This is a genomic window from Rapidithrix thailandica, assembly GCF_039710355.1.
GTDB lineage: Bacteria > Bacteroidota > Bacteroidia > Cytophagales > Flammeovirgaceae > Rapidithrix > Rapidithrix thailandica.
In genome coordinates, this window is sequence record NZ_JBDKWZ010000002.1 from 66,071 (window position 1) to 92,908 (window position 26,838).

General features: G+C 43.4%; 21 protein-coding genes and 1 riboswitch. Of the genes, 6 read left to right on the top strand and 15 right to left on the bottom strand.

The features are described from left to right. Positions 1-36: 36 nt before the first annotated feature. Positions 37-1,269 (top strand): MFS transporter, encoded by a 1,233-nt coding sequence (locus AAG747_RS03740; RefSeq protein WP_346819791.1) that lies wholly within the window; start codon positions 37-39, stop codon positions 1,267-1,269. Between the two features lie 21 nt (positions 1,270-1,290). Here AAG747_RS03740 and AAG747_RS03745 read toward each other — a convergent pair whose 3' ends face one another. The 15 genes from AAG747_RS03745 to AAG747_RS03815 all read right to left on the bottom strand — a co-directional run bounded on the left by AAG747_RS03745 (position 1,291) and on the right by AAG747_RS03815 (position 21,702). Next, positions 1,291-2,088 (bottom strand): hypothetical protein, encoded by a 798-nt coding sequence (locus AAG747_RS03745; RefSeq protein ID WP_346819792.1) that lies wholly within the window; start codon positions 2,086-2,088, stop codon positions 1,291-1,293. A 52-nt stretch (positions 2,089-2,140) separates the two neighbouring features. After that, positions 2,141-2,896, bottom strand: a complete 756-nt coding sequence (locus AAG747_RS03750) for a hypothetical protein (RefSeq protein WP_346819793.1) — start codon at positions 2,894-2,896, stop codon at positions 2,141-2,143. A gap of 114 nt (positions 2,897-3,010) precedes the next feature. Continuing rightward, entirely contained in the window at positions 3,011-3,802 is a 792-nt protein-coding gene (locus tag AAG747_RS03755) for a hypothetical protein (protein WP_346819794.1), read from the bottom strand. A gap of 469 nt (positions 3,803-4,271) precedes the next feature. Continuing rightward, positions 4,272-4,760, bottom strand: coding sequence for a DUF5071 domain-containing protein (locus AAG747_RS03760; protein WP_346819795.1), 489 nt, complete (start codon positions 4,758-4,760; stop codon positions 4,272-4,274). Between the two features lie 435 nt (positions 4,761-5,195). Continuing rightward, the gene (locus AAG747_RS03765) at positions 5,196-5,639 is read right to left on the bottom strand and encodes a hypothetical protein (RefSeq protein WP_346819796.1); all 444 of its coding nucleotides are present in this window, start codon (positions 5,637-5,639) and stop codon (positions 5,196-5,198) included. A gap of 107 nt (positions 5,640-5,746) precedes the next feature. Next, entirely contained in the window at positions 5,747-7,369 is a 1,623-nt protein-coding gene (locus tag AAG747_RS03770) for a DUF6892 domain-containing protein (protein ID WP_346819797.1), read from the bottom strand. Between the two features lie 198 nt (positions 7,370-7,567). Then, positions 7,568-8,062 carry a T9SS type A sorting domain-containing protein gene (locus AAG747_RS03775; protein WP_346819798.1) on the bottom strand — a complete coding sequence of 165 codons (495 nt, stop codon included), beginning with the start codon at positions 8,060-8,062 and terminating at the stop codon, positions 7,568-7,570. 19 nt (positions 8,063-8,081) lie between these two features. After that, complete coding sequence (locus tag AAG747_RS03780; protein WP_346819799.1) at positions 8,082-9,827, bottom strand: tail fiber domain-containing protein; 1,746 nt, start codon at positions 9,825-9,827, stop codon at positions 8,082-8,084. Positions 9,828-10,158: 331 nt separating this feature from the next. Continuing rightward, positions 10,159-11,232: a YncE family protein gene (locus AAG747_RS03785; RefSeq protein ID WP_346819800.1), complete on the bottom strand. Its 1,074-nt coding sequence runs from the start codon at positions 11,230-11,232 to the stop codon at positions 10,159-10,161. An 85-nt stretch (positions 11,233-11,317) separates the two neighbouring features. Then, positions 11,318-13,273, bottom strand: coding sequence for a TonB-dependent receptor (locus tag AAG747_RS03790; protein ID WP_346819801.1), 1,956 nt, complete (start codon positions 13,271-13,273; stop codon positions 11,318-11,320). Between the two features lie 102 nt (positions 13,274-13,375). Further along, positions 13,376-14,521 carry a PKD-like domain-containing protein gene (locus tag AAG747_RS03795; RefSeq protein ID WP_346819802.1) on the bottom strand — a complete coding sequence of 382 codons (1,146 nt, stop codon included), beginning with the start codon at positions 14,519-14,521 and terminating at the stop codon, positions 13,376-13,378. Between the two features lie 140 nt (positions 14,522-14,661). Continuing rightward, positions 14,662-16,260 carry a DUF5074 domain-containing protein gene (locus tag AAG747_RS03800; RefSeq protein WP_346819803.1) on the bottom strand — a complete coding sequence of 533 codons (1,599 nt, stop codon included), beginning with the start codon at positions 16,258-16,260 and terminating at the stop codon, positions 14,662-14,664. Positions 16,261-16,474: 214 nt separating this feature from the next. Continuing rightward, a riboswitch (cobalamin riboswitch) is annotated at positions 16,475-16,659 on the bottom strand. A 101-nt stretch (positions 16,660-16,760) separates the two neighbouring features. Beyond that, the gene (locus AAG747_RS03805) at positions 16,761-17,915 is read right to left on the bottom strand and encodes a PepSY-associated TM helix domain-containing protein (protein ID WP_346819804.1); all 1,155 of its coding nucleotides are present in this window, start codon (positions 17,913-17,915) and stop codon (positions 16,761-16,763) included. 148 nt (positions 17,916-18,063) lie between these two features. Further along, the gene (locus AAG747_RS03810; RefSeq protein ID WP_346819805.1) at positions 18,064-20,463 is read right to left on the bottom strand and encodes a TonB-dependent siderophore receptor; all 2,400 of its coding nucleotides are present in this window, start codon (positions 20,461-20,463) and stop codon (positions 18,064-18,066) included. Positions 20,464-20,682: 219 nt separating this feature from the next. Then, entirely contained in the window at positions 20,683-21,702 is a 1,020-nt protein-coding gene (locus tag AAG747_RS03815) for an AraC family transcriptional regulator (protein WP_346819806.1), read from the bottom strand. A 226-nt stretch (positions 21,703-21,928) separates the two neighbouring features. On the opposite strand from AAG747_RS03815, the gene AAG747_RS03820 reads away from it, so the two are divergent. The 5 genes from AAG747_RS03820 to AAG747_RS03840 all read left to right on the top strand — a co-directional run bounded on the left by AAG747_RS03820 (position 21,929) and on the right by AAG747_RS03840 (position 26,819). After that, on the top strand, positions 21,929-22,369 hold the full coding sequence (locus AAG747_RS03820) for an SRPBCC family protein (RefSeq protein ID WP_346819807.1): 441 nt from the start codon (positions 21,929-21,931) through the stop codon (positions 22,367-22,369). 264 nt (positions 22,370-22,633) lie between these two features. Beyond that, positions 22,634-23,371 carry an iron-sulfur cluster repair di-iron protein gene (ric, locus tag AAG747_RS03825; RefSeq protein ID WP_346819808.1) on the top strand — a complete coding sequence of 246 codons (738 nt, stop codon included), beginning with the start codon at positions 22,634-22,636 and terminating at the stop codon, positions 23,369-23,371. 85 nt (positions 23,372-23,456) lie between these two features. Then, positions 23,457-23,888, top strand: coding sequence for an RrF2 family transcriptional regulator (locus AAG747_RS03830; RefSeq protein ID WP_346819809.1), 432 nt, complete (start codon positions 23,457-23,459; stop codon positions 23,886-23,888). A gap of 136 nt (positions 23,889-24,024) precedes the next feature. Then, positions 24,025-24,402, top strand: a complete 378-nt coding sequence (locus AAG747_RS03835) for a group III truncated hemoglobin (RefSeq protein ID WP_346819810.1) — start codon at positions 24,025-24,027, stop codon at positions 24,400-24,402. Positions 24,403-24,530: 128 nt separating this feature from the next. Continuing rightward, positions 24,531-26,819 carry a nitric-oxide reductase large subunit gene (locus AAG747_RS03840; protein WP_346819811.1) on the top strand — a complete coding sequence of 763 codons (2,289 nt, stop codon included), beginning with the start codon at positions 24,531-24,533 and terminating at the stop codon, positions 26,817-26,819. The last annotated feature ends 19 nt before the right edge of the window (positions 26,820-26,838 follow it).

Sequence of the window (26,838 nt, forward strand, 5' to 3'; positions counted from 1 at the left end):
CTATACATACGGATTACTTTTACACAACCATAATTCATGCATTTCACAAAGGAGAGCAGGATACTGCCCATTATCGTTCTATCTCAGTTTGCCGGAACCTCTTTGTGGTTTGCAGGAAATGCCATTATTTCAGAATTACAAGTGGCCTTTCATTTGCCGGAAGGTTCGGTAGGAGCGTTGACCTCAGCCGTGCAGTTGGGCTTTATCTCGGGTACCTTGGTATTTGCTTTGTTGACCCTTTCCGATCGCTATTCCCCTTCAAAGGTGTTTTTTATTTGTGCTTTGGCCGGAGCCATCGCTAACGTACTGGTTTATGTGATTGGCCAAGGTTATTGGTCTTTGTTGAGCTTGCGGTTTGCAACGGGCTTTTTTCTGGCAGGGATTTATCCGGTAGGGATGAAAATCGCAGCGGATTGGCACCGGAAAGGCCTAGGGAAAGCATTGGGCTATCTGGTTGGGGCATTGGTAGTAGGCACGGCCTTCCCGCATCTGATTAAAACCTTTTTACAAGAATTGCCTTGGCCCTATGTCTTGTGTGCCACTTCTGCTTTTGCCATAGCGGGAGGTTTGTTGATTTTGGTATTTGTTCCGGATGGGCCTTATCATAAAAGAAGCCCTCAACCGGATATAAAGGCGTTTTTCAAAGTATTCCAAAAACCGGATTTTAAAGCGGCAGCGACCGGGTACTTTGGGCATATGTGGGAGTTATACAGCTTGTGGGCTTTTCTTCCGTTTATCCTCCGAAGCTATATTGATGTTCATCCGGGTATAGATTGGGACATTTCCCTGCTTTCTTTTTTTACCATTGGCATAGGAGGATTGTCTTGTGTGGCGGGAGGTTATTTTTCTTTGCATTATGGCAGTGCCAAAGTTGCGTTTGTTGCTTTGTTGACTTCAGGACTTTGTTGTATGCTCTCACCCTTGGCCTTTTATATTCCCAGCGCGTTTTTCTTGTTGTTTTTATTGATTTGGGGCATGGCGGTAGTAGCGGATTCTCCTCAGTTTTCCACCTTGGTCTCCCAAACGGCACCACAAGAGAAAATCGGTACGGCTCTGACCATTGTCAATTGCATTGGATTTGCCATTACTATTGTGAGTATACAACTAATGACTTGGTTGCTTATGAAGATGAACAGCCCGTACAGTTTCCTTCTTTTAGCCATAGGACCTGCCATCGGATTGCTGTCTATCAGAAAACTGCTGGGGAGAAAGCAAGCGCCATTCACGAAAAATGAAGTGTTGGGGCAATTGGAAAAAGACAGACCCTAGTGTTCACAATGACTTCTCTCGTTAAGCAAACAGGTGATACCCAACGGCAATTGATGTACTGAAAAACCAAACATACCGGGCTTTTACCCAAAGCTTTCGGGACCGGTTAAACAATTCCGTAGCATCGTAATTTTCTCCTCTTTGGGCGGCTAAGGCTCTTCGGTGAGAAGTGGTGGTGATTTGATACAGATATAGATCATGACTTAACAAATGCCACCAGGAAAGGCTGAAAAGTAGTAAATGTGACCAAAAGTAGGGCTGAGAAAAAGCCATCCAACTAAAGTATAGGGGAGCTAAGTATAAAATAATTAACATGAACTTGCGGCAGTTCCAGTTTTTTCTCTCATGATAATATCCTGGAATCATCGCCAACCGGTAAATAATCCCGAAAAGCAACCAAAGACCAATACTGAGGTCAGTTTTAAAAAAAGTGATCACTTCGTCAAAAACCCGGAGATAGTGAAAGAAAATGCCCAAAAGCATGACAGCCAGCCAAAGATAAATCCACAATATCCAAATAAAAGGTCCGCCTTCATTTATTTGCATGGTCCGGTCGATTAATTGCATATCGTATAACATCCAACACCAACAGCTCAGGCTGTAAATGGAGATATAGGTCCAGAAATAGTCTTGCCCGATGGCTGCAAAAGCGAAATAAAATGGGGAAATCGCCATTATAGCAAGCGCTCCGAGACGGCTGTTCCAGTTTTTCTTGCGGAATACCATTCCGGGAATCGTGGCCAGAACGTATAACAAGATGAATGCTATCCATCCGCTGAGGATAGGAAAAGTATGGGAAAAATGGATGAGTGACGACATGAATGACGGTCATTAAATATTTCTTTGTTTCTGGGAGGTTTTTTAAGTATTCTTAAAAAAACAGATGATACCCAATGGCTACTAAAGTGCAAAGGAACCAGAAATACCCGGACTTTTGGCTTAACAGGGTGTTCCATTTGCTGTACTTCAGAGATTCCCAGAAAGAAAAATAATCTGGTGCAAATGCCTGCTCATGCCTCACGTCATCCAACCATAAAACCCACCAAGAAAAACTGAATATGGCCAAATGTGACCAGAAATAGGGTTGAGAAAAAGCCGACCAGCAAAAATACACCGGGGAAAGAAACAGGATGATTAACATGATTTTATGGACATTCCATTTAAACGCATTCGTCACGATAAAATAAAGTAGTCCGAATAACAACCAAATGCCAATGCTGAGGTCCGTTTTGAAAAAAGTAACCACTTCATCAAAGATCCAGACGTAGTGAAGTACTATACCCAAAACCATGACAGGGATCCAAAGGTACATCGGAAGCATCCAGATGAAGGGACCTCCTTCTCCCATTTTTGTGGTTCGACCGGATAATTCCAAATCATAGAATATCAGAAACCACCAAGTAAGACTGTAAATAGAAATATAAATCCAGAAGTAGTCCTGCCCAATGGCTGCAAAAGCAAAATAGAAAGGGGATAGACTTAAGACGGTGATCGCGCCAAATTTGGTGTTCCAGTTTCTCTTGTAATAGAACATGCCGGGAATTGTGGCAAGGATGTAGAATAAGGCCAAACCTAACCATCCGGTAAGTACGGGAACAGACTGTAAAAATTCTATGATTGATGACATGGAAGTTTTCGTTTTGTGAAGGTTGTTTGTCTCGAATTGGGAATCTTCCCTGAGATACGTTTTCTTAACGGGTATTCGTTTTTGTATAACGAGTGTCAACAAATCTTCTTTTTTCTAAGCTAAAAGATAAAAGCCAATGGCTATCGCGATGCACAGTGCCCAAATATTTAAGGCATACATCCGGTATTTATCCGAACTATCCGTTCGGAGGGCTTCTTTTTGTTCTTTGTCAAGATGTTGTGAAGGATAAGTAGTTTTGTAATATAAGTCTTGATCATATACCCATAAAAACCACCAGGAAAGCCCAAAAACAATCAAATGTGACCAAAAGTGCGGTTCAGAAAAGGCCGTCCAACAAAAATATACCGGGGCAAGGTATAAGACGATCAACATGAATTTGCGGCTGTTCCAGTTTTTTCGTTTGTACAACATACCCGGAATCGTGACAATGACATAAAGTATTCCGAATAAGATCCAAATACTGATGCTGAGATCCGTTTTGAAAAACGTGATAATATCAGCAAAAATCCAAATAAAGTGAACAATGATGCCCAGTTGCATGGCAATTCCCCAAAGAATAACCGCATACAGCCAGTAAACGGGTTCCCCATCATCCATTTTTTTGGTTTTTTTTGTTCGCCCAATTAATTCCAGGTCATAGAAAAATATCACCCACCAGGAAAGGCCATAGGTGAAAAGGTATTTCCAGAAATATTCCTGACCGGAGGCTGCAAAGGCAAAGTAGTAGGGGGAAACTCCCAAAATAATAAGTGCCCCCCTTTTCGTATTCCAGTTTTTTATACGGAATACCATACCGGGCAGTATGACAAGCAAGTAAAGTAAGGCCAGACCTAACCATCGGGAGAGTACAGGAAAGGTATGATAGAATTCAAGAATTGCTGGCATGATCGTTTTATGAAAGTTCAAAAAAAGCAGGTGTTTCTTATAAATTTTTAATTAGGGTAAAGGTAATACTTATCGACATAATAGCTCCCCGGATGATGATGAGAGCGATCCATATGAGGGACTCCCTACCTTTTGCTCGAATTCGAAATAGATCACCACTAAGTATGAGCGCATAAATTAACATCAGCCACCAAAGAAAGTTGTATAAAAAGAAATAGGTCCAATAGTCCTCTTGGCTAAAAGCATAATAAGCAAATGAAAAAGGCGTGATAAGCAAGCCGTAAATTAACCAGCCTCCACCTCTTCTGTTGGGCTTCTTATAGATTTTACGGAAAAGTAACCTGGGAAGTGTGACAAGAATATATCCCAATGCAATTGTGTAAAAAACAGATAAATTGGGATGGGCTTGTAAGTACTGAAAAATGAATGACATATACTTAAATACGATTTTTCTACAAACAAACTGCCATTACAGGGTGTATTCCCCGAAGGTTTTCCCATTCAAGGCCTTTTCCAGAATATTGTAGGTGTCCCGTACTTTGCCATTGTAGTAGAATAGATTTTTCCGGGCAATCTTGATAATTTCCTCTTCCGGAATCGCTTTTTGCTCGGCTAAGATTTCCAGGGCCTGGATATCACATCCTTCGGAACCGGGTGAAGAAGCCCAAATTTTCAGCCAGCTTCGTACTTGCTCCAATTTGTTGGCATCGTAACGATGGATCAGTAAAGACAACAACCAGCTTTTCCAGTCATTATCGACTTGGTGGGCAAGGTTGATTATGTGGATAGCGATTTCGTCTCCTAATTCGATTAAGTATTCATAGATTACCATCGCCACCGGCCAGTTGGGGTCCGCTGTCCAACTCAACAATTCTTCCAAATATTCTTTGTTTTCCGGATAGCCGATGGCTATGATCTTTTCAACGGTTTCAGTATCGTGTTTGTCAACTATTTTCATGGGTTTAGTAGTTTGAATGTGAGGTTATAAGGTATATTTTGAAAAAGAAGTCGTTTCTATAGGTGAAGGGGGCTCAATTTTTACTTTACCCCTTTTCTTGATCATCAAACACTCCTGATAAAGTTATGGCCATAGCGTTGCCCGTTTATGGAAGTAGAAAATGTTGAAGCCTTTCAACGAAGAAATACAGTGGGAGAAAGAGAGGCTGACTAAAAAGGTGATATATAGCCACAAAGTCACTAAGATTTACACAGAAACACTAAATTATCAATCTAATATTTGTGTCTTAGAATCTTTATAGCATTTTAGGTTCTTTTACCTATTTAGACAGCCTCCTTATATAGAGGGGAAATAAGAGAAATCGTACGGACCATCTAATGAATGGTTTTCCTATTTCTTAAAAGACCATCGATGAAAACAGCTTCCCGGTCACAATCAACTGGCTTTCATTTTCTTCATATAAATTTTCGTGGCCAGAAAAGAGATATATTTAGGATCTTCTTCTGCGAAAATTTCTTCACCGGCTCCCATATATGCCCGGCTAAGTTCGTCAGCTGCTTTTTCTATAAAACCCAACTCGTAAAAGGCCTGTCCCAAACGCAAATGGATAAAAGGATTACCTAAACCTCCCGGACATTGCACCGCATTAGCAAAACTTTTCATCATATCTTCAAAGTTTCCAAGGTAATAATGCACATCGCCCATAGCCGCATATAGCCAAGTGGCTGCTTCCCAATCGGCATGGGGTAGCGGTAGCAATTTCAAGGCTTCTATGTATTTTTGTTTGGCTTTTTCCAATTGGTCATTGTCTACCAATTGCTCACCCTGTTCTGACAGTTGCTGAACGGGTCCGTAGATGTGATCAGGTAATTCTTTCATAGTGGTACAATTTAAGTCGTTGTAAGAAATTGAAATTTTAGTCGGTTCATTCAATAAGTAAAAAAATCTAGGGAAAAACTTTCCGAATGATATATGTTGAATAGTAGTCATGAATTAACTTTTATTTCTATCCCTTTTTCTTGTAGTTGTTGAAATAGTTCCGGATAAGCCTTTACGACATTCTTAAACGTAGTAATATGCCGGAGCGAAGGCAATTCCAGTAAGGTATCCATGTTTTGATAGGTCACTACGTCCAATGTGATTTGCTCCAGTTTATCCTGACCCTTAAGAGGTTTCAAACTACAAGAAGCATCTACCATAGAGGTAATATTTAAGCTTTTCAGGTTTTTTAACAGGGCAATATCTTCCAGCGAGTCGATATCAAAATAGTCTTCTTCCCCGCCAAAAAAAGGATAGATATGCCGGTAGATGTCTAAGCCTCCGTCAAAGTATAAGGACTCTACTTGGGCAAGGTCGTTTTCCGAAACGGGCAATTCTTCAAAAAAAGCCATAGCTTCCGGAACAATAGTATAGCCTTCTTCTTCAATATCAATGATCCGCTCGGCTTGTGAGCAGGCAAATTCCCGGATATCAAATTTCGGTTGAAGTACGTCCATCGTGTACATCAATTCATCCAGTACGGCGAGTTTAAAATTTACACTCCGGAAAGAAACCCCTTTAGGTGCTACTGCTTTTGGGTTCTTCTTTTTAGAAGGAGGATTTTGTACGGCCTTCTGAAACAGGTCTCTTAATGCTTGTACTTTGGGCGTCATGGCGGAAGAATTGACAATAAGTTCTACCAAGGCAAAAGCCTGCTTACTGCGTTCGAGGAAGTGCAGAATAGCCTTTTCATCCTCGAGCGGATAGTACACAAAATTTTCAGCAAAATATTCCCATTGTTGCTCCCTCCAGGTGGCCGAAAGGGGAGCCAAGTGCTTCAGAATTTTTGGGATTTTCTTGAATAAACTTCCGGAGCCATTGGCACTCAAAACAGCCAACGCGATGCTATAAAATAAACCGGACTGATCTTCATTTAAATCGAGGTTTAGGTAGTAATGAATCAGTTCGCTGATAATTTTAGGGCAATCGGGATGCTCTTTCACCAAACTTAAGGTGAGGTTGTTGCCTTGTTTGGGGAATTTTTTTGCCATGGGGATGACATAATCCGCGGCACTGGCTCGTAAATCTTCATCCCCCATAAACTTACAATGATAGAAGTAAATATCTAACAGAAATTCTACGATCTCTCCAAGTGTACCTGTGTGGCTAGGCTTGCGAGATTGAACGATTTGCCGGTCTTCCAAGGTAAGAATATGCTCTGCTATTTCCAGTATTCTGGAAGAGTTTTCCCTTAATGCAGCCCGTAAATATATATTTTTGCTATATAAACCTATCTTATCATTTTTAAATACACTTAGGGTTTTATACCCTTTTGCTGCTTCCTGTTCATCGTCCCAATGGGTTTGTTCCAGGCGGTTCAGTACTGTGTCGTATAGATGCAAGGCATATCCCGCGCCTTTTTCACTACAGCGAACCCAAAAAATATTCAGCTGTTTTTCCAGTACGCCAAAGCCCTTATCCTGAAAGGGGGTGTTTTCTACCAACTGAAGCGTAAGGGAAAGCAACTCTTCAAAAGTTGCCCAAGTGAGAGAATCGACTGGAAAACGTTCTAATTCCCGGGTAATCTTTTTGAAATTCTGGGTCTTTATAGCGTATAATAAATCTTTCATAGCAACTTCCGGAGGTTAGGATTTATCTGGTTTTCAGTTTAAAAAAACATCGGTACAGACTGATAAATTAAAAAGTAATAATTACATAGCAAAAATGGGAAGCTTTTTTGGGAAAAGTATCCCCGGATCCAGGGATAAAAAAAAATAACCGAGAAGCGTGATGGGGATAATGTTATAGAGCGTTGTGTAGCCCGGGATTTAGGGTTTTATGAGTTTGTAAATGCTTAACCATTCTCCTTTGAGGGAAGTGATCACGACTAAATAAGAACCGGATGGATGCCGGGAGAAGTCGATATGTTGTTGCCAGTAGCCGGAAGCCTGTACTGGATATTTCGCTTCGCGAAGGGGCCGGCCGGAAATATCGTAAAGCTGCACCCAAAAGTTGAGGTCGGGCCCTTCCAGGGTAATCCAAAGCTCACGTTCGAAGGGGTTCGGGTAAACCTTCAAAGAAATATTTGCGGGCAGTCCTTTGAGGCCTGTGGCAATCAATGCATTTTGTTGAAAACCCTGATTCAGTACAATTGTGGCCGCTTCCAGAGAAGTAACACAAGTTTCACCCACAGTAAAGTCCAGTTGTATGCCTCCGGTCTGTACAGAGAGGCCTGAAGATGCTATGACGCTTTGCTCTATGGATTGAGCAAAAAGGGGGCTGCTTCCGAATAGTAGCCCCATTATGATTATTTGAATGAACATCTTTTGCATGGTAAGTCATTTAAGGCATTTGATACAAAATTTTCTCTAAGGCCTCTACTCTTTTTAGAAGGTCATCGATGGTTTGTTGTTGTTCATCCATGACGGTCTGTTGCTCTTGTATGGCTTTAATGGCAATGACGCTGAAGCCTGCATAATTAATTCCATAGAGATCATCTGCTTGGGAATAATGAACTAACTCCGGGAAAAGGGGAAGTACATCCTGGGCGATAAAGCCGAGTGTTTTTTCCGGTATGGCGGAAGTGATGTATTGATAGCGTAAGGCTTTCAACCGGTTCACTTGAGGGAGTACCGTTCCTACTGCCTCCATATCGGTTTTCAGGCGCCTGTCAGAGCTTTGGGTGTATGCTCCGGTGGTTGCATTGATAAAACTACGCAAAGCCCCTCCGTAATGAAAGCGCAAGCCAAATCCATGGGTAATGTCCCAATCCTGATTAACCCCGTCATCAAAACGCAATCCGTTTCCAACCGCTTGTCCTTGCTGTCCGATGTGCAAACGGGCCGTGGGACTGGCATCAAATACGCCTACATTGCCATCACCTCTGATGGTCAGGAGATTTCCGGTGATACTATGATAAAAATTGAGACGCTCATTGCTGATAGTGCTGGCATTGTACCCGGCTATTGACCAAAATTTAGCGCTGGCTTCCGTATTGCGGAAGTTGAGCCTCGCAAAGTCATTGCCTGCTTCGGTAAGGGTAAGGTGAGCACTGGCCGCAGTACTGTTAGACGCAATTTCCATTTGACCCGTAGGATTTGTAAGGTTGCCAATACCGACTTGTCCGTTTTGTTTAAAGATAAGTCTGCGGGAATTGACAGCACTTCCATCCGCTTTGCTGAAAAACTGTAAGTCTTCTCCGGCATTGAGCGTGGATAAGTGCCATTGGTTGCCATTGTCGGGGTAGCCGAAATCGATCGCCCCTTTAGAGGAATTGACAAACAAATCGCCTTCTACCTGTAGAAATTTCTCCGGGCTTGGCGTTCCGAATCCTATCCGACCGGCACCGGTGATTAAGGCAGGGCCGGCATTATCGCCTATGGCTTCAAAATAACCGCCGATGCCTCCGGCAGAGGCACTGCCATGCACGCCATAGCCATTACGGTTGTTGGTGCGGCCCCAGATGCCGGCCCAGGCTCCGTTACCCGAAGTAAAGCCAACGACACCATGCCCGGTTTCGGCTGTGCCCCAGATGGCCGACCGGCTCATCGTACCGATACTGGAACCTCCTCCTTGAATCCCGGTGATGGCCAATCCGTTTCCAGTGTGGGTGTTTGCACTTTTAAAAGCGGTTTGTCCTTCCACTGAGATACTTCCGTCAAAAGGAAGGGCAAAGGTATTTCCGGCTTCTTTGGCATACAATGCATAAGGTACGGAGAGAAACGGTAAGGTACCCATTTCTATAAAACCTGATCCGGCATCTATTTCTACTTTCAAATGGTAGCGATCGGCTCCCCAATCAATATTGGCGAAATTACCGCTTTCCACGCTGCCTTGTCCGATGGCCAACGTGAAAATACCTGTTGCACTTGTGGTGAGGTTGTGCAGCTCTTCGTATACAAGTGTGGTAGGGATAGCACCGCTGTAAATTCCCAGCCGGACTGTAATGTTCTGATTGGCCATAGGATCTCCGGCGGTGTTCCGGGCAGCAGCCTGGTAATTGATGGCATCCGGAGCTTGAGCCAAAAGGGAACTCCCATACAATACGATGAAGAAAATCGATGAAAAGCAGCGTAATGAGGTTTTCATACTTTTTAATTTGGAAGGGTAAACAAATCCGCTGAGGGTGGTAGGGGTGTTTGCAAGAACCGTTTGCTAAACACCTTTTGCGCTGAATTCAAGAAAAGCTAGGTTTTGTATTGAATTTAAGAAAAAATCCGGACATATAGAACGGTTTGGCGAAGGGAAATGAAGGCAATGCCTTTACAGTTTAAACTTAAAACACAATTTGAGCCTAAAGAAAGAATCCTCCCTTTGGGTAAGAAAGGGTGGATTCTGATTCTGATAAATAATAAAGTGGTAAATCTTCTTGCTGTTGAGTAGCTACCCGTAGCCAGGATTTGAATTGTCGCTTCGGGTTTTAAAATACAAACTCACCTGGGATTACCCCCACTTTAAAGGAGTCAATTTTTACCCCAAGTAAGTCAAAGCGGAAGACCCAACCTTGCTGTACGTAGTCGATAGCATCACAGGCATATACTTGTTGAAGCTGTGTATCAAAACCTAATCCGTAAAATAACCGCCCATTAGCAGGGACCAAAGGCTCTTGGTTGAGGGTGTCCGCATCAATGTCTTGTTCGTATATATGATGGTTGAGATAATAGAGTTTGGTGCCATTGTCGTTCATGCGTAAGCGCGAAGGGTAGGTACCGGCATCGTTGCCAAAGTCAAATTGCTTTTCAATCTCCAAGGTATAGGGGTTGATTTTTACCAAGGCCGGAGTCCTTTCTATCAAACCTCCGTTACACAGCACCCATAGTTTGTTTCGGGCATCCAACACTACGTCCATCGGGCCTTTGGGAAGTGCGACACTGTCAACGACCTGATCGGTCGCCCCGTCAATTTTCAATAATAACTCCCCGCCTTCTTTCCGGTTGTCAAACACCGTCCGGGTTTGGGTCATAAACACCCATTTATCCAATTGTGTCATTTTTTCTGTCCATCCGGTGGTGGGGATTTCTTTGATAAGGGAGTCTTTCTGAAGGTCAATCACATAAAAACGGTCTGCGTACAAATCCGTTACATAGGCTTTTTTATTCGAGAGGGGCAACAAATACCGGGGGCTGCTTTTGGGAATATGAATGCGGCCTTGCCATTCCATGGTAGCCGGGTTGACGATTTCAATCCGGGCCGAATTATTCACGACCACATAACCTTTGTCTTTATGGAGGGTCATGGATTGTACGACATTTCCCAGTTCGAAGCCATTCTTTTGTTTGAATATATTATTGGAAACTTCCCCTGTTTCCGGGTTGAAATGAGAGATGGTGCCATGGCCCCAGTCAAAATTTCCTTCATTGGTAATGAATATCCCTTGTTGGTATTTGCCGGAAGCAAAACCCAAATCTGCCTGAGGTGCAGCCTCTTCCGGTTCGTTACAGGCCAGTACCAGAAGCGAAAGGAGAGAGAAGAATAAGCATTTTAGGATTTTCATGGAAACATTCTTCTTAATTAAAACTTTGTATTGCATGAGTAGAAATTGAAAAACTTTGACAACAGATGACATGGTATTGAGCTTCTTATTCATTCATATGAAAAGTAAGCCTGAGTTGATACACCCGGTTGGGCATAGGCTTCCGGGCAATGGACTGATAGTGATAACCAAAAAGATTATTGATTCTGGCTTGTAAGCTCAACAAGTGTTTTCCTAGCGAAAACTCTCTGCCGTAGACCAAATTGGTCAGGTAATAAGGGTTGAGCCATTCACTTCCATCGTTTTGTGTGTAGCGTTTTCCATATGCGGTTTGCTCGGCAATGAGTGTATTTTGCTTATGTTTTACTTTGATATATCCCTGAAAACTGCTGACAGGCGTGTATAAAAGTTGTTTGTCCACGGAGTCGTCCAGGTCATCGTAAGGTTTTTGATTTTCGGATTTGACTACAGAGGCAGAAGCAAAAAAGTCCAAGCGCCAATTGTTCTGTTGATAGCGGATTTTCAATACCTGTTCGATTCCTTGAGAGTGTACTTCCCGCAAGTTTTCAGGGCGCCATAAGTTGCTGATCGCCGGCTTCCAGATAATCCAATTATGAATCACTGAATTGAAAGCGGTCAATTCATAGCTGGCATGCCAGGGGCGATGAGTGGATGCGGTTTGTAATTGCAAACCACCTTCTCCGGTCCATCCTTCTTCCGGCTTTAATTGAGGATTGCCTACCGGGTACCAATAACGATCGTTGAGAGTAGGAGCATGGAAATTTCTGGATAAATTGGCTTTGGCACTTAAAATGAATGTTGCATTGGTCCAGAGCGCATATTTCATTCCCAAAGAAGGCAAGAAAGGCTTGCGTTCACTGTCCAGCCACTGTTGCCGGAAAAGCAAACTTATGCTTAGAGATGGTACCGGAAGCCATTCTGCACTGGTATAGAGGTCAAAGGTATTTTGATGCGCATTGGTTTTTTCACCGGAATCCAAATCCTTATAGCTGGTGCTGCTGATTTCATCGTAATCCCATTTAAATCCGGAGTTGAGATACAATTGGTTGGAAATTTTGAAATTGGCGATTCCATTGAGTTTATAAATATGGCCATTGCTTAAAGAATAAGAAGTCTTGGGTTGAGCTGCATTGTTTAATTCTTTTTCGTATTCCAACTTGTCATGGATATAAGCTCCCTTTAACGAGAGGTTTTTCTTTGAATCGTTCAATTGCCATTCTGCCAGCAAGCGAAGGGATTCGTCTCCTTGCCAGGCAAACTCTTCCTTTTTGTCCATAGAAGGGGCTAAGTCTCTTTTGCTTTGCTGGTACCAGGCTTTGATGCCAAGGGTTTGTTTCTTGCCTAGTTTGGCACTGAGTTCTTGTAGAAAACCGTGCTGTTGCTGCTGTGCATGTTTATTGGTCCAGGTGGGTTGGCCAGGTTGGATGGTATTGACAAAGTCGAAGCGATTATTCGCTTTTTTGTAAAAGGCTTTGGTGGTACTTTGAAGTTTGGAATTCCCAAATGTAAGGCTGGCATTGCTGATATGGTTTTCCATACTATTGACGGATTGGGAAGCCATCAACTGAAACTGCTTCTTCCACGCTACTTTACTATTCATTTGAATTGCCCCGCCTAAGCCCCCGGTCCCGTATAGCAAACTAGCCGCGCCATAGTTGACTTCGATTTCATCGGTGAAGGCAACGGGAAACAGCGAAAGATCTACTTGGCCGAGCATAGGAGAATTCAGGTTGATACCGTTCCAATACACTTGCGTATGGCTGGCGCCCGTCCCCCGAAACGAGGGCGTTGCAGTACCGCCTGCCCCATAGTTTTTGATAAAAATAGGGGTTTTTAACGCCAGTATTTCCCCTAAAGATGCCGTGAGGTTTTCCCGGAGTTGTTCTTTTTCAATGGAGGTATTTTTAAAACTCACCCTCGGAGGAATGCGATTTTCCTTCACCGTGACTTCTTGTAAATAGAAGGTGGAGTCTGTCTCTTGTGCCATTCCCCAAGTAATGAAACCACTGACAAGCAGAAGTGTATTGATTAATTTTTTCATGAGTGTGATGTTTGAGCGGGTACGTCAGAGAACCACCCCTCCTTGCTTAAGCGAAGGTGGGGTGGCTAGAAGAGCTTCAATAGTTGTGAATGTTTGTGTTTCTTACATAACTAGTTGAACATCAAAAGCGCCCCTGACTTCCGTTGAGATTTCGTTCAGCCATCCGGCCACTTGGAAAACGCCCGATTGCACTTTGATAAAGTCGATGCCCGTCAGTGTAACCGGTTGGCCTTGAGCGTCTACGGCATTGGAAATATCAAACAAGTTGGCTTTAAGGTTGGCATCATGATCTGAACCTTGGTAGTTTTCGGCATATCCCCAAACAAAGCGGTCGGGATAATTGGTCCAGTATTGCCCTCCGTTGTTGTTTGCATTGTAGTGGCTGTCGGGAAGTTTGGTGCCTTGGAAAGTCACTTGGGTGGCATTGGCATCCCACCACCAGGTAGCGCCTCCCGAACCAAATCCGGCTACCAAAGATCCGCTGTTGCCTTGGTTATCTTGCCAGGTAACCGGATCGGATGCGTTGGTTGGTTTGGAATAGGTGACTTCGTAATTCCGGATGGTTTCTTGATGAGAGAATTCGCTTCCTTTCAGTTCGTACCATTCGCCATCGTTGGGTTGGCCATCTCCGTTTAAGTCTTTCATTACATAGACTACGCCCGGTTCCGAGCCTGTGCCGGGCTGAGTATATACACCAAAGTCATAGGAGTTTTGATTGGCCACGGTATGGTCAAAACCTGCGGTGATATAACCTCCCCATCCTCCTAAAAGCACATAACTGCTTGTGTTTCCAATAAAGTCGGTTCCGTCTTTGCCAGCAGCCAAACTTTGAGCGTGTTGTCCGGGAGCATATTGGTAGTCAAATATCTGGGTGATATAAGGAGAACTGTTCGCTGTCGGAGGAGTAGAAGGAGCCGGGTTTACTTTGATCTGAACAGACTCCTTGGCATTACCAGCATTTGTCATCACGGTAAGCAGAATCGTATACTCTTTGAGTAGCTCCGGTTTGAATTCGTAGTGCAGGTCGGTAGATACTTCTTTGCCATCTAGCCTCCAGAGGTAAGAGGCTCCTTCGGCATATTTGACCGTAGGTTTGAGTAGTAGGGTTTCCGTGATGAGAATATCAAACCCGTCTTCCGGAGCCTCTAATGTAATTTCCGGAGCCGGGGTGGCGGGGTCATCGTCTTCCGAACAACCCAAAACGAATACTGTCAGAGACAGCAGGAACAAGCGGATTACTTTTTTCATAATTAAAAATAAAGTGAAAGTTAAAAAGAAGTGAAATTGAAGAAAGAAGAAGTCAGTAATAAGCCATGTGTAAGCTCCGTCCGGCAAATCAAGCACTTTCTATTACTCACTTTCTTCTTAAATTAAGTTATTGAATACTGTTACCAGTCGGAGCTGTCTGCAAAACTGATTTGAGCCGGAAAGCTTCCCACTCCGGAGTATTTGGTGCGTGTACCGGCTGTTCCGTCTACTACAAACAAGGCATTGGTCTGATACTCAGCATATCCTTTGATGGTAGTGATATATACCTCGTTACTGATGGGGTCCAGGCCAATGGTGCCATAACTGATTCCCGCTTCATCATCGTCCCAATTGGCCATGTCGAACAGGAGTGAAGAAGAAACCGTTTCTCCATAATTTACTTTGTATACTTTCTGAGGAGTACCCCAGGCCATATTCGGTTGAATAAAGAAGGCATTTTCGGAGTGGCTGACTTGAACGCCTACAGGAACAAACCCGGAAGAAAGGCTGATATCCTGGGGCATTTCAATTTGTTGAAGAATGCTGAAATCCACGGCGGACAATTGTACCATCTTAGAAGGGCTGCCACTGACTGCCACCCATATGTGCCCGTATTTGTCTAAGGTTACCGTACCGATATTTTCTTCAAATACTTTTTGGTCTTCCAGTACATCGGTACTGGTATTCGTGATGTATAAAGTCTTTCCGCTGTAGGTAATCAATTTGTCATTGACAATATACATTTGATCCTTGGCTGCACTCACACCTTCTACCGTACCACTAAGGGTATGTTCGGCAAAGTTGACGATATGCACTCCGTTGTTATCCCGGATGTATCCTTTTTGCTCATCCACAACAGCAATATGTGTGGGCCAGCTTAAGGATACTTGGGTTTCTGTCACGGAGTCAACGGCTACTAAAGTCCCGGCATCGGCTACGGTAATATAGTTAGGGCCGTTTTGAGAAATGAAATAGGCCTTGTCAGCATAAAAACCAATTGATTGAGTAACGTTGCCAAGAGTTCTTCCGGGGTTTACTTGCCGGTAAGCATTGGTAATTAAGGCTCCGTCTTGGGGAAGGAAAGAAACGGTTCCCATCTCATTCGACATGTTTCCTTCATTGACAATAAAAGCACCGTCTGTAAAAAGGAAGCGGGCTTCAACCTTGAGGGTTAATTCATACGTTGAACTCCGGGTAGCGTTACTAGCCGTAAATGTAAGGGTATGTGTACCGGGTTTGGCAAATATCTTTTCAAAGGTCATCCCTTCTGCTACAGGCTCTCCATTAAGTGCCCATTGGTAGTCATCCAGATAACGGTCTTGCAATTCCGCAGTAAGTGAGAGTTGCTCTCCGGCAAAAATTTCCCCGCTTACACCAAACCCGTTGACTTTGACACCGTTGACAATTTCAATTTTGGTGGAAACGGTTTGCGTACCACTTGCACTGTTGGCTGAAAATACAATGTCATAATTACCCACTTCGTCAAATGTGTGGGTTGCATATTTTTCCTTGGAAAACTCTTCTCCATTGGCCGTCCAGGAAAAACTTTGGGCATTCAAGGCATCTCCCACAAAGTTGATTTCCTCTCCGGGGAAGAAGGCGCTACTATTTTCCGGAAGCACAATCTTGACAGACGAAGGTTGAGGCACTACATCCTCCTCTTCCTTACAACTAATGGCCAGTCCTAAGAAGACAAAGAGGCAAAGCCATTTCCAACTGCTTTTGTAAAGCTTACTCATTTTTGTTGAAATTATTAAAGTGTTAAATTTTTGAATAAGCGAAACAACTGATTACCGGAAAGGAGGGAGGTGGTTTGCAGCAAGGCAGAGTCGAGCCAGAGCCCGGGGGCTGTTGTCTCTTTTTTTCAAAGAAACAGACAAGCATCACCGGATACTTTGGATGAAAAACTGAAAAAGCCAAGTTGCTTTCTACCTTAACTCCCGAAGGTAATGGCATTGTTTCAAGTAAAAGGCAGGTCTTCTGACTTACTTCCTGTAGGTCGCCTTCTCATCTTTTTAGGATAGACAATGGCATATGGACCGACAGTGGAATGAAGCTTACAGCTGCGGGGACAGTTCCGGATTTTCACCAAGATTCCCTATTAAACCCTTTCGGGTGCCTTCGCTCTGCAAAGGTAGAGGAAGAATTCTGAAAAATAAATATAAAGGCCGATATAAAAAGACAACCCATCGCAAAGCAATGGGTCGTACCTAAAAGTTAATTGGATAAGTTCAGCGAATTAGCTGACTACTGCTTTTTTCTTTTTGGCAGCCTTCTTTTTCAGCTTGTTGATCCAGATGATCGTTCCCGTGACGGGAAGAGAAGTGGCGATCAGGCAGGAAATAAAGTACAGGATCTTACTGAATGTGCCGAAAATTTCTCCGGTATGCAAAGGCTTGATTGTAGCAACGATTTTTTCGTTAAGCGCTTTGTCTGAAAATTTATCGAGTTTTAATAAGTGTCCATTGTAGGGGTTGAATTCCGCTTTGTCGTAAGCGGATAAGGCAAAAAAGCCGGTTTGGTATTTGTAAACGACTGCTGCCGATTGGGGATCGGAGGGAAGGTAGATGTTGTAATCCCCTGTATAGGGAAGGTGCTCATCGGTCAACTGTATTAATTGAGCAACGGAGCGGGCAGGAGTGTCAGGGACTACTTGTTCTATCTGTGTAGGCTTGGCTCCCCGTCCGCCAAATACTTTGGCTCCCATGACGGAACTTAAGCCATCGCGGTACCATCCGAAAGACCAACAGAGCCCGGTAAGGCACATGACTAATAAAAGAGGAAAGGTATAAAAGCCCAAGGTATTGTGCAGGTCGTGATTTAACCTTTTCCAATTGCCATTGGTCTTTACTTTTAATCCTTGTTTGATGTTTTTTAAACGCTTGGGAAACCAAAGTACCATTCCGGTGATTAAAAGAACCGCAAAGATAATCGTACTGATTCCGACAATAATTCTCCCGGTGTTTTGCTCCATCAACAACCAACGGTGCAAACGGAACATGGTCATAAAAAACTCGCTGGCCGGTCCTTTGGAAGTGCCTTTTATTTCAGCCGTATAAGGATCGACATAATAGGCAGTGCCTCTACGGTCTTTGGGGGACTTTTTGATGGTAATGCGATAAGGTCTGTGTGGGTCCCGGGGAATACTGATAGCACTAGCCGTACCCCCGGTTTCTTCCTGCACCTTGGAAAGCAAGGCTTCTGCCAGCATAGGGGCTGTATTTTTAGGGGCTTCTACCCGGTATTTTTCAGGTTCCAGCATTTCCTCTACTTCTGCATGGAAAGTATAAAGTGTACCACTCAAGCAAACAATGAACAGAACGATACCACTGGCAATCCCCAGCCATAGGTGGATGTCATTAAAGAACTTACGCAGAGAATACTTTTTTTTCATAGTGTATGAACGGATATTATCATGAGGGTTAGTTTTATTTTGTCTTAAAAACTGTAAAAAACACCTCCGGAAACCAAAGCTGTTTTTGAATCAAGCCACGGAATGACCGGATCGGATGGCCATCCCATGACTATACTAAAGAAAAGTTTTAAAAACGGTAATTCACCATTGCGGCAAAGCTGCGTGGGTCCGTTTGGTTGATGTACCGGGTACGGTAGGCATTGTATCCGATTTCATCAAAAATATTATTAAAGAGTACTCTCATGTTTAACTGAGGCGTGATATTATAAGAAACTTGTGCATTCACCAAGGTATAGGCTTCTACATTGAATGGCTTTTGGCCGGGGACAATCCCATCGTGAGTTACTACACGGGCCCAGTCGTTGATAGGACGCTCACCGGTGTAATAGGCTCCCAATCCAAGGGACAAGCCTTTCAAAGGCCCTTGGTCAAATAAGTAATTGGCCCAGGCATTGGCAGTGTGCTTAGGCGTATTCAAGGGAGCAGAGTTATAATAGTAGGCTTCGTGTTCTTTGTATTTCGCATCGGTATAGGCATATCCGGCAATGACCTCCAGGTTGTCCAAGAGACGCCCGGTGATTTCTACTTCCACTCCCTTGCGTTCGTCATTTCCGCCTTTTTGATAATATCCGGTTTCTACCCAGTTATCATCGTATACAGGCATGTTCATGTTCTTGTTGTTGATTTTGTACAAAGTCAGGTTAAAGCGCAAGCGGTCTTTCAACCAACTGGATTTAATCCCCGCTTCGAATTGGTCCCAACGTTCGTTGCCCAATTCTTCACCGTCTTTTCCTTGGAGAGTAGCATTGCGAGGGTTGGAACTGTTGGTATAACTACCAAAAATATTCAGATTTTTCACCGGATAAATCATAACGCCTACATGAGGGTTCCAGGCTGAGCTATGGTCCACTCCGCTGTTATCACTTCGTTGGGTTTGTGTAGAGCTGTAACGGATCCCTCCGAATACTTTCAATTGTTCTACGATGGTAATTACATCTTGAGCTACCAAACCAAAGGACTTGGAACTACTGGTAATGGGATCTCCGTCTTCTACACTATTACCTTGAGGTAAGGTATGGTTTACCGGTTGCAATACATCAATGGTATCGATTAATGAAGAAGCACTTCGTGTTTCCAAATCCAAAGTACGGTAGTCAAAGCCAACTTGGAACGTATGTTTTAGGAAACCGGATTCCACTTCCTGGCCAATTAAGTCAACTTGCAATACACTGTTGTTGTCTTTCCGGTAAGAGTTGCTTAAACTTCTATAGCGCTGGCTTTTGCTTTTTAACATATCCATGCCCCGGCCCCCTTGAGAAAGGCTGGCACTCATATCCTCCAATAGTAAATTGGACATATAATAAGCAGCTTTTAAAGAAAGTTGGCTATTGAGTCTTCTTTCGAAGCGGGCTGCATAAGTTGCGTTTTTCGTGATGGCTTTGTCTGACTTATACCCTAAGAACTGGCTATGAGGCATATCGTAGATGGCGTTTTTATCATTTTCTGCCAGGTTGACTGTTCCCGGGTCCGGGGTGCGATTATCGTCCAAGTAATCCATTTCCAAGGTAATCGTGGTTTTGGAATCAGGGCGCCAAGCCAACGAAGGGTTTACATAGATCTTTTCATTGGAAACAAATGCCCGGTAGCTGTCAGAGCGCTCATAGGCTCCGTTAATCCGGAATGCCACGGTTTTCTTTTTGTCCATCGGGCCGTATACGTCAAAAGTCGGGCGTACTTGTCCCCAGCTTCCTACACGAAGGGAAACATTTCCTCCTTGACGGAATTTTGGCGTTTTGGTCACAATGTTGATGACCCCACCCGGGCTACCCAAATCACCGGCAATCCCTTGAGTAATGGCAGCCGACCCTTTCATGACTTGCATACTTTCCACTCCGGACATGTCCGTAAGGATCCCAACACCCCGGAAATCAGAGTGCACCCGCACACCGTTTTTCAGAATGGGAATTCCGCGGAAGCCTCTGGCTGACATACTCTCTCTACGGTTCCCATAAGTGGCAAAGGTGTACACACCCGGTACGTTTTTGGTCGCGTCTGAAATGGTCAAGTTGCCTTGTAATTCAATCAAACGGTTGGAAATGACCGAAATACTTTGGATCTGGTCCCGGGGTTGTAGTGGCAGACGCGTCATTGCATCCAACTTGTCCGGTTGCTTATCCGGTACTCCGAAAACTTCTACTTCCGAAAGCATTTCGCTGTTGGCTTTCAAGGTGAAGTTTGCGTTGGTAATTTCTCCTGCTTTGATGGTAACTTCCTGTACTTGAGCTTCAAAGCCTACCATAGAAGCGACTACTTCGTACTTACCTGCGGGAATGTTCTGCAAGGTAAAATCTCCTGTGACATCCGAAGAAGTTCCGAGGCGTTTTCCTTTCAATACGATATTGGCTGAGGGAAGGGGTTGGCCGTCCTCCTGGGTGATTTTACCTTTTAATCCTCCCAAATTGCTTTGTGCCCACACCAATTGGCAGGCAAGTAAGCCTACAATTAGGAATAATACCCTTTTCATCATTTTATGATAATTATATTAATTTAGATTAAATATAAATTAGCTGAATGTGCTGGCGAAGGTAAACTTCAACTTTTAAAAAACCATAGAGTTGAGTGGAATTTTTTCTACCGTAAAAAGAATATTTTACTTTGGGAAACCGGAAGAGTAGAGCTAAATAATTGAGCCTAATCTTCTTAAGAGATGTAGGGTGAAATGATCCGCAAGTGATAAGAAAGAAGACTAACTGGCAATGCTGTGATGAGTGCGATATCCCAAAGGAGTATACCCCGTCCAACGTTTGAAAGAGCGGATAAAAACACTGGCATCCGCATAGCTCAATAGAAAAGCCACTTCGTTGATACTGAGGTTGGAGTTCTTTAAATACCGTAAAGCCAACTCTTTACGAAGGGATTCGATGAGGGTTTTAAAGTTGATTTGGTCCTGTTGAAGTTTTCGCTGAAGAGAACGCACACTGAGGCCCAAATGGGCTGCTGCCTGCTCGATGGTGGGAAACTGTGGGTTCGCCAAGTGGACAACCGTTCTCTTCACCATTTCCGCAAAACCTTCTTGTTGGGCCAAGGAGGCTAATTGCTCTTCCGCATGTTGAACAAGAATTTGCAAAAGCTTGAAATTACTGGTAATCACGGGTTCGTTTACATGTGCTTTGTCAAAGAAAATAGCCGTTTCAGGTTGGTTGAATTTTACAGGGCATTGGAGTAAACGGTGATATTCGTCTGTCGTCTCTGGCTGTGAGAAAGCAAAGGAAACGGCTAGTGGCCGGTGTTGTTGACGGGTTAGCACTTGGAATTCTCTAATGGTAAAAACCAAACTCCCTTCCGCCGTTTGTTGTACCACTGAAGGAGAATGAGTTTGCCAAAGAGCATCCGGTGTGAAGGTTAGTTTGAAGTGATTTTTTTCTTCGGTCAGTGCCAAAGGTAAAGCCCGGCAGCCCAAACCGGAAAATTCACAACAATATTCCAAGGCCTCTTTTACCGTGGAGCTGGTTTGGATAATTTGACTGATCAGGCCGGCAGCCGACAGGTTCATATATTCTCCCATATGCATCCCGAAGAAGGGGTCGTTTGTGGCTGCCAAACAAGCTTCCATTACTTTATTATAGGCTTGCATTTCTACCCTGAATGCTTCTGTATTCAATTCACTGTATGAATGACCACTCAACTGAAGGAGCTTTTGTTTACAGCTTCCTCTCTGGGCCGCAAAATGAATGATGTTTAGTAGAAACCGTCCGTTAAAAGTCATGCTTTGTATTTAAACCGGGTGAAAAGGTTTGTTGTGCCCAGCAAATTTTGTAAATCCATTGAATAAATAAAAATTCACTTCATCCCTCATCCTTCAACCCTTCATCCTTCAACCCTTGACCATGTTGGCGTCAACTGTCAATTCTTTGGCAGCCGCTGCAAATTGGATAGAGAGGTATCTGCTTAGTTTTGCTTCAGAAGTTCAATTTTAAACTTTTTCGTCAAACATGAATAAAACGATCAAAACCTCTATCAATATTCAAGCGCCTGTGGAAACCGTATGGCAGATTCTGATGGATTTCAAAAAATATCCCGAATGGAATCCTTTTATCCGATCAATTAAAGGAAACGCACGTAAAGGCGAGGTGCTTGAAAATACCTTGGTGATGGAAGGGACAAAAGCCCAAGTGTTCAGACCCCAAATCATTGCGTTGAAATCGCAGCAAGAATTCCGTTGGTTGGGGCATTTGTGGATCAAAGGTTTGTTCGATGGTGAGCATTATTTTTTATTAAAATCCATAGGTGCCGGACATACACAGTTGGTTCATGGAGAGAATTTCAGTGGATTTTTTTCAAAACCGATCTTGAAGATGATAAAATCTAAAACCCAGGCAGGCTTTGAAGCAATGAATAATGCCTTGAAAAAGCAGGCCGAAGAGATGGTCTGATACGGAGTACAAGAAAAACCAAAATAGGTTAGTTGTTTTGATGGGGTTTCGGTAATTAATCTTTTTGGATATCTTGTTTAATTGGTAAATTATTGATCTTCAGTTAAATAATGAGTTATTTAAATCTTAATAATGATACTTCTTTGTCTGCATTTCGCTTACTTCCTGATTTTTAATTCTTTTTATTTGAAATAAAAAGACCTTTTTATCTTTTATTAATCAAAAAACTTTTTACATTTGTCCTGAACACAACCTGATAATACTATGAAAGTATCTGTAAATGAAACCTTGGGAGCCATGGTAAGCCGTAATTACCAAGCAGCGGATGTATTTGAAAAATATCATTTGGACTTTTGTTGTCGTGGAGGCCGGACGCTGGAAGAGGCCTGTACCGATGAAGACATATTAGCTAACGTACTGGCCGCTCTTCAAGAGTTACCGGACAGTAACAGGACTGAGTCCGCAAATGTAAACGTTGCCGATTGGCCTCCGGATTTGTTGGTTGACTATATCGAAAAAAAACACCATCGCTATGTAGAAGAAGCCATACCACTCTTAAAAGGGTATCTTGAAAAAATTGTCGCGGTACATGGAAGGAACCACCCGGAACTGATGGAGATTTTTCAATTATTTGAATCCTCTGCCGGGGCTTTAGCTCAACATATGAAAAAGGAAGAGTTCATTTTATTCCCTTATGTACGCAAATTGATACAGCAAAAGGGCAGGGGCGAACAATCTGGGTTTGGGTCCGTGGCCAATCCTATCCGGGTGATGATGAATGAACATAGCGATGAAGGGGAACGGTTTGAAAAAATCCGGGCATTAAGCAATGATTATACTCCGCCAAGTGATGCCTGTACTACCTACCGGGTGGCTTTTGCCAAACTAAATGAGTTTGAGAAAGATCTCCACCGGCATATACACTTGGAGAATAACATCTTGTTTCCCCAAACTGAATTATTGGAAAAGAATATGCAAAATGCCAGGGATCGTATAGTTTAGCATTTCATAAAAAGGAAAATTAACGGATGGGTGTAAAGAAGAATGAAAAGCACCTGATCTGGTAAACCATTAACTTAAAAAGGGAATGTTTTCAAAGGCATGTGAATACGGAATCAGAGCGGTAATATTTATAGTAGCCAGAACCGAACAGGGGAAACGAGCCGGGATAAAAGATATTTGCAAAGAAATTGAAGCTCCGGAGCCTTTTACTGCGAAGATTCTGCAAAACTTGAGCCGTATGGGTTTGGTGAGTTCCATGAAGGGTCCCAACGGAGGATTTTATGTAGAACCCCATCAAGCGCAATTGAAACTGATTGATGTAGTCAAAGCCATTGATGGAGACAAACTTTTTACCGGTTGCGGTTTGGGAGTCAAAGAATGCTCAGAAGACAAACCCTGTCCGATTCATCACCAGTTCAAAGCAATCCGGAATTCCCTACAAGAGATGTTAGAGAATATCTCGGTCCGGGAATTAACGGAAGATTTAAGCAATGGTTTGGTGTTTTTGAAAAAATGATTGCCATTTCTCCTAATAATCAATACCTTTATTTTTGTATGTAATTAGCTTTGTTAAAGCAGCCTCTCCTTGTTTTGAGGGAACTGTGAATGGTTTGTTTAAATAAAAGATAAAAAGATCTTTAAATAATTTTATTATGCAGTGTACTAAACCGATCGAACAACTGGAAGACATCCGGCAACTAGTAAAGGAGTTTTACGCCCGGGTCCGGCAGGATGCAATGCTCGGGCCTGTATTTAATGAACAGATTAGCGACTGGACGAAGCACCTCTCCATCATGTATCGATTCTGGCAGACGTTGTTACTGGAAGAATATACCTATAAGGGAAGCCCCTTTCTCCAACATATGCATTTGCCGGTTACCCGGAAACATTATGATCATTGGTTAGATCTATTTTGCCAAACCGTAGATGCTCTTTTTCATGGAGCGAAAGCCGAGGAAGCCAAATGGAGGGCAAGCCGGATGGCGGAAGTTTTTTGGAGTAAAACGGAATTTATGAGAGAGACGAGTTAAGTTTTGAACATCACTCAATACCGAATTGTATAGGCATATCAAACAGTGGTATACCGTTTCATTCACCAACCACAGTAAACTGTTTCTCATTATTTTTTACTTGATTATTTAATTACAAATCTATCCTTATGAAAACATATAAAACCCTATGGATAACCCTGGGCTTTGTCGTTGGGGTTTCTTTTTTGGTGTTAGGGTATTTTGGTGTGAGAATTTATCAAATGGCCCCGCCTATTCCGGAGAAAGTGGTTTCGGAAAGTGGCGAACTTCTTTTTACCGGGCAAGATATTAAAGACGGTCAAAATGTGTGGCAGAGTATAGGAGGGCAGGAGATAGGGTCCATTTGGGGGCATGGTGCTTACCAAGCCCCGGACTGGACGGCCGATTGGCTACACCGGGAAGCGGTATTTATGTTGGATCGTCTGGCGCAAAGCCGGGAAAGTAAACACTATCAAGAACTCCCTGAAGAACTTCAGGCCCAACTGGAAGTGGTTTTGCAAAAGGATATTCGTCAGAATACCTATCAAGAAACTTCGGGAGAGCTGATAATTTCCAATTTGCGGGCAGAAGCATTTCATCAGAATAGTGTATACTACAAGGGACTGTTTACCAACGACCCCCAATTTGATGCATTACGGGAGAGCTATGCCCTTCAGGAGAATGCGTTAAAAGATCCGGAAAGAGTCCGGAAAATGAATGCCTTTTTCTTCTGGGCATCCTGGGCCTGTGTAACACAACGTCCGGGGGAGCAAGTCAGTTACACCCAGAATTGGCCTCCTGACAAGATGATTGGCAATATCCCTAATGGGGACCTGATTTTGTGGACGGGCTTTAGTGTGATTATGCTATTATTAGGTGTTGGTTTATTGGCCTTTTACCATGCCCGTAACGAAGGTGCGGAAGAGCTGGCAGAAAGTTTACCGGAAACCGATCCTTTGTTGGGTTTAAAACCTACTCCTTCGATGAAAGCCACGCTCAAGTATTTTTGGATTGTAACAGCATTGATTTTGGTGCAGGTACTGCTGGGGGTTGTTACAGCCCACTATGGTGTGGAAGGGCAGGGGTTTTACGGACTTTCGTTGGCCGAACTCTTGCCGTATTCCGTTACACGCACCTGGCATGTGCAATTGGCGATCTTCTGGATTGCAACTTCCTGGTTAGCAACCGGTTTGTATATTGCCCCGGCAGTATCCGGACACGAGCCGAAATTACAAAAATTGGGTGTGAATTTCCTGTTTGGCGCTTTGTTGCTTATCGTAGTGGGCTCGTTGGCCGGGCAGTGGATGGGAATTATGCAGAAGTTGAACTTGGTCGATAATTTCTGGTTTGGACATCAAGGGTATGAATATGTGGATTTGGGGCGTTTTTGGCAGGGCTTCTTATTGATAGGTTTGTTTTTATGGTTGTTTTTGATGGGAAGGGCTTTATTGCCGGCTTTGCAACAAAAAACCGAAAGCCGTCATTTGCTTTTATTGTTCCTGATTTCCTCCATTGCGATTGCCGTCTTTTACGCAGCCGGATTAATGTGGGGTCGTCAAACACATTTGGCCGTAGCCGAATATTGGCGCTGGTGGGTCGTGCACTTGTGGGTAGAGGGTTTCTTTGAAGTGTTTGCTACAGTGGTTGCGGCTTTCTTGTTTACCCGGATGGGATTGTTGCGGATCCAATCGGCTACAGCCGGGGTGTTGTTTGCTACTATTATTTTCCTGGCAGGAGGAATTATCGGTACTTTTCATCACTTGTACTTCAGCGGAACACCCACAGCCGTATTGGCCTTAGGGGCTACTTTTAGTGCTTTGGAAGTAGTGCCGTTGGTATTGATAGGTTTTGAGGCATTTCACAATTATAAACTCAGCAAGGCAACTTCTTGGGTGAAAGCTTATAAGTGGCCGATTTATTGTCTGGTGGCAGTGTCTTTTTGGAATTTGGTGGGGGCCGGTATTTTCGGTTTTTTGATTAATCCGCCTATAGCCTTGTATTATATGCAAGGGCTCAATACCACCCCTGTACACGGGCATACGGCCTTATTTGGAGTGTATGGTATGTTGGGCATTGGTTTGATGCTATTTGTGTTAAGAGGACTTTATCAAAAAGTGGTTTGGAAGGAGAAAGCCTTGTTTTATGCTTTTTGGTCAATCAATATTGGTTTGGTATTGATGGTGGTATTGAGCTTACTGCCTATTGGGCTGTTACAAACCATTGCGAGCGTGAACGAAGGAATGTGGTATGCGCGTTCCGCTGAATTTATGCAAGAACCTCATATGGAAATGCTGCGATGGCTGCGCTCAGTGGGGGACACCCTTTTTGCTTTCGGAACCGTAGCCTTGGCTTGGTTTGTATTGGGATTAAAAACCGGATGGAGTACAAAACGGCAACAGCCCACTGTGGAAAAAACGGACAATCTGCAGAAGGTCTAAGCAAATAATCATCAAATCA

Bases quoted from the DNA above. Each gene is read 5' to 3' on its own strand.
- AAG747_RS03790 (WP_346819801.1), bottom strand. From the start codon at position 13,273: ATGAAAAAATTAATCAATACACTTCTGCTTGTCAGTGGTTTCATTACT.
- AAG747_RS03785 (WP_346819800.1), bottom strand. From the start codon at position 11,232: ATGAAAATCCTAAAATGCTTATTCTTCTCTCTCCTTTCGCTTCTGGTA.
- AAG747_RS03755 (WP_346819794.1), bottom strand. From the start codon at position 3,802: ATGCCAGCAATTCTTGAATTCTATCATACCTTTCCTGTACTCTCCCGA.
- AAG747_RS03780 (WP_346819799.1), bottom strand. From the start codon at position 9,827: ATGAAAACCTCATTACGCTGCTTTTCATCGATTTTCTTCATCGTATTG.
- AAG747_RS03805 (WP_346819804.1), bottom strand. From the start codon at position 17,915: ATGAAAAAAAAGTATTCTCTGCGTAAGTTCTTTAATGACATCCACCTA.
- AAG747_RS03800 (WP_346819803.1), bottom strand. From the start codon at position 16,260: ATGAGTAAGCTTTACAAAAGCAGTTGGAAATGGCTTTGCCTCTTTGTC.
- AAG747_RS03815 (WP_346819806.1), bottom strand. From the start codon at position 21,702: ATGACTTTTAACGGACGGTTTCTACTAAACATCATTCATTTTGCGGCC.
- AAG747_RS03765 (WP_346819796.1), bottom strand. From the start codon at position 5,639: ATGAAAGAATTACCTGATCACATCTACGGACCCGTTCAGCAACTGTCA.
- AAG747_RS03795 (WP_346819802.1), bottom strand. From the start codon at position 14,521: ATGAAAAAAGTAATCCGCTTGTTCCTGCTGTCTCTGACAGTATTCGTT.
- AAG747_RS03820 (WP_346819807.1), top strand. From the start codon at position 21,929: ATGAATAAAACGATCAAAACCTCTATCAATATTCAAGCGCCTGTGGAA.
- ric (WP_346819808.1), top strand. From the start codon at position 22,634: ATGAAAGTATCTGTAAATGAAACCTTGGGAGCCATGGTAAGCCGTAAT.
- AAG747_RS03835 (WP_346819810.1), top strand. From the start codon at position 24,025: ATGCAGTGTACTAAACCGATCGAACAACTGGAAGACATCCGGCAACTA.
- AAG747_RS03770 (WP_346819797.1), bottom strand. From the start codon at position 7,369: ATGAAAGATTTATTATACGCTATAAAGACCCAGAATTTCAAAAAGATT.
- AAG747_RS03830 (WP_346819809.1), top strand. From the start codon at position 23,457: ATGTTTTCAAAGGCATGTGAATACGGAATCAGAGCGGTAATATTTATA.
- AAG747_RS03810 (WP_346819805.1), bottom strand. From the start codon at position 20,463: ATGATGAAAAGGGTATTATTCCTAATTGTAGGCTTACTTGCCTGCCAA.
- AAG747_RS03760 (WP_346819795.1), bottom strand. From the start codon at position 4,760: ATGAAAATAGTTGACAAACACGATACTGAAACCGTTGAAAAGATCATA.
- AAG747_RS03775 (WP_346819798.1), bottom strand. From the start codon at position 8,062: ATGTTCATTCAAATAATCATAATGGGGCTACTATTCGGAAGCAGCCCC.
- AAG747_RS03745 (WP_346819792.1), bottom strand. From the start codon at position 2,088: ATGTCGTCACTCATCCATTTTTCCCATACTTTTCCTATCCTCAGCGGA.
- AAG747_RS03840 (WP_346819811.1), top strand. From the start codon at position 24,531: ATGAAAACATATAAAACCCTATGGATAACCCTGGGCTTTGTCGTTGGG.
- AAG747_RS03750 (WP_346819793.1), bottom strand. From the start codon at position 2,896: ATGTCATCAATCATAGAATTTTTACAGTCTGTTCCCGTACTTACCGGA.
- AAG747_RS03740 (WP_346819791.1), top strand. From the start codon at position 37: ATGCATTTCACAAAGGAGAGCAGGATACTGCCCATTATCGTTCTATCT.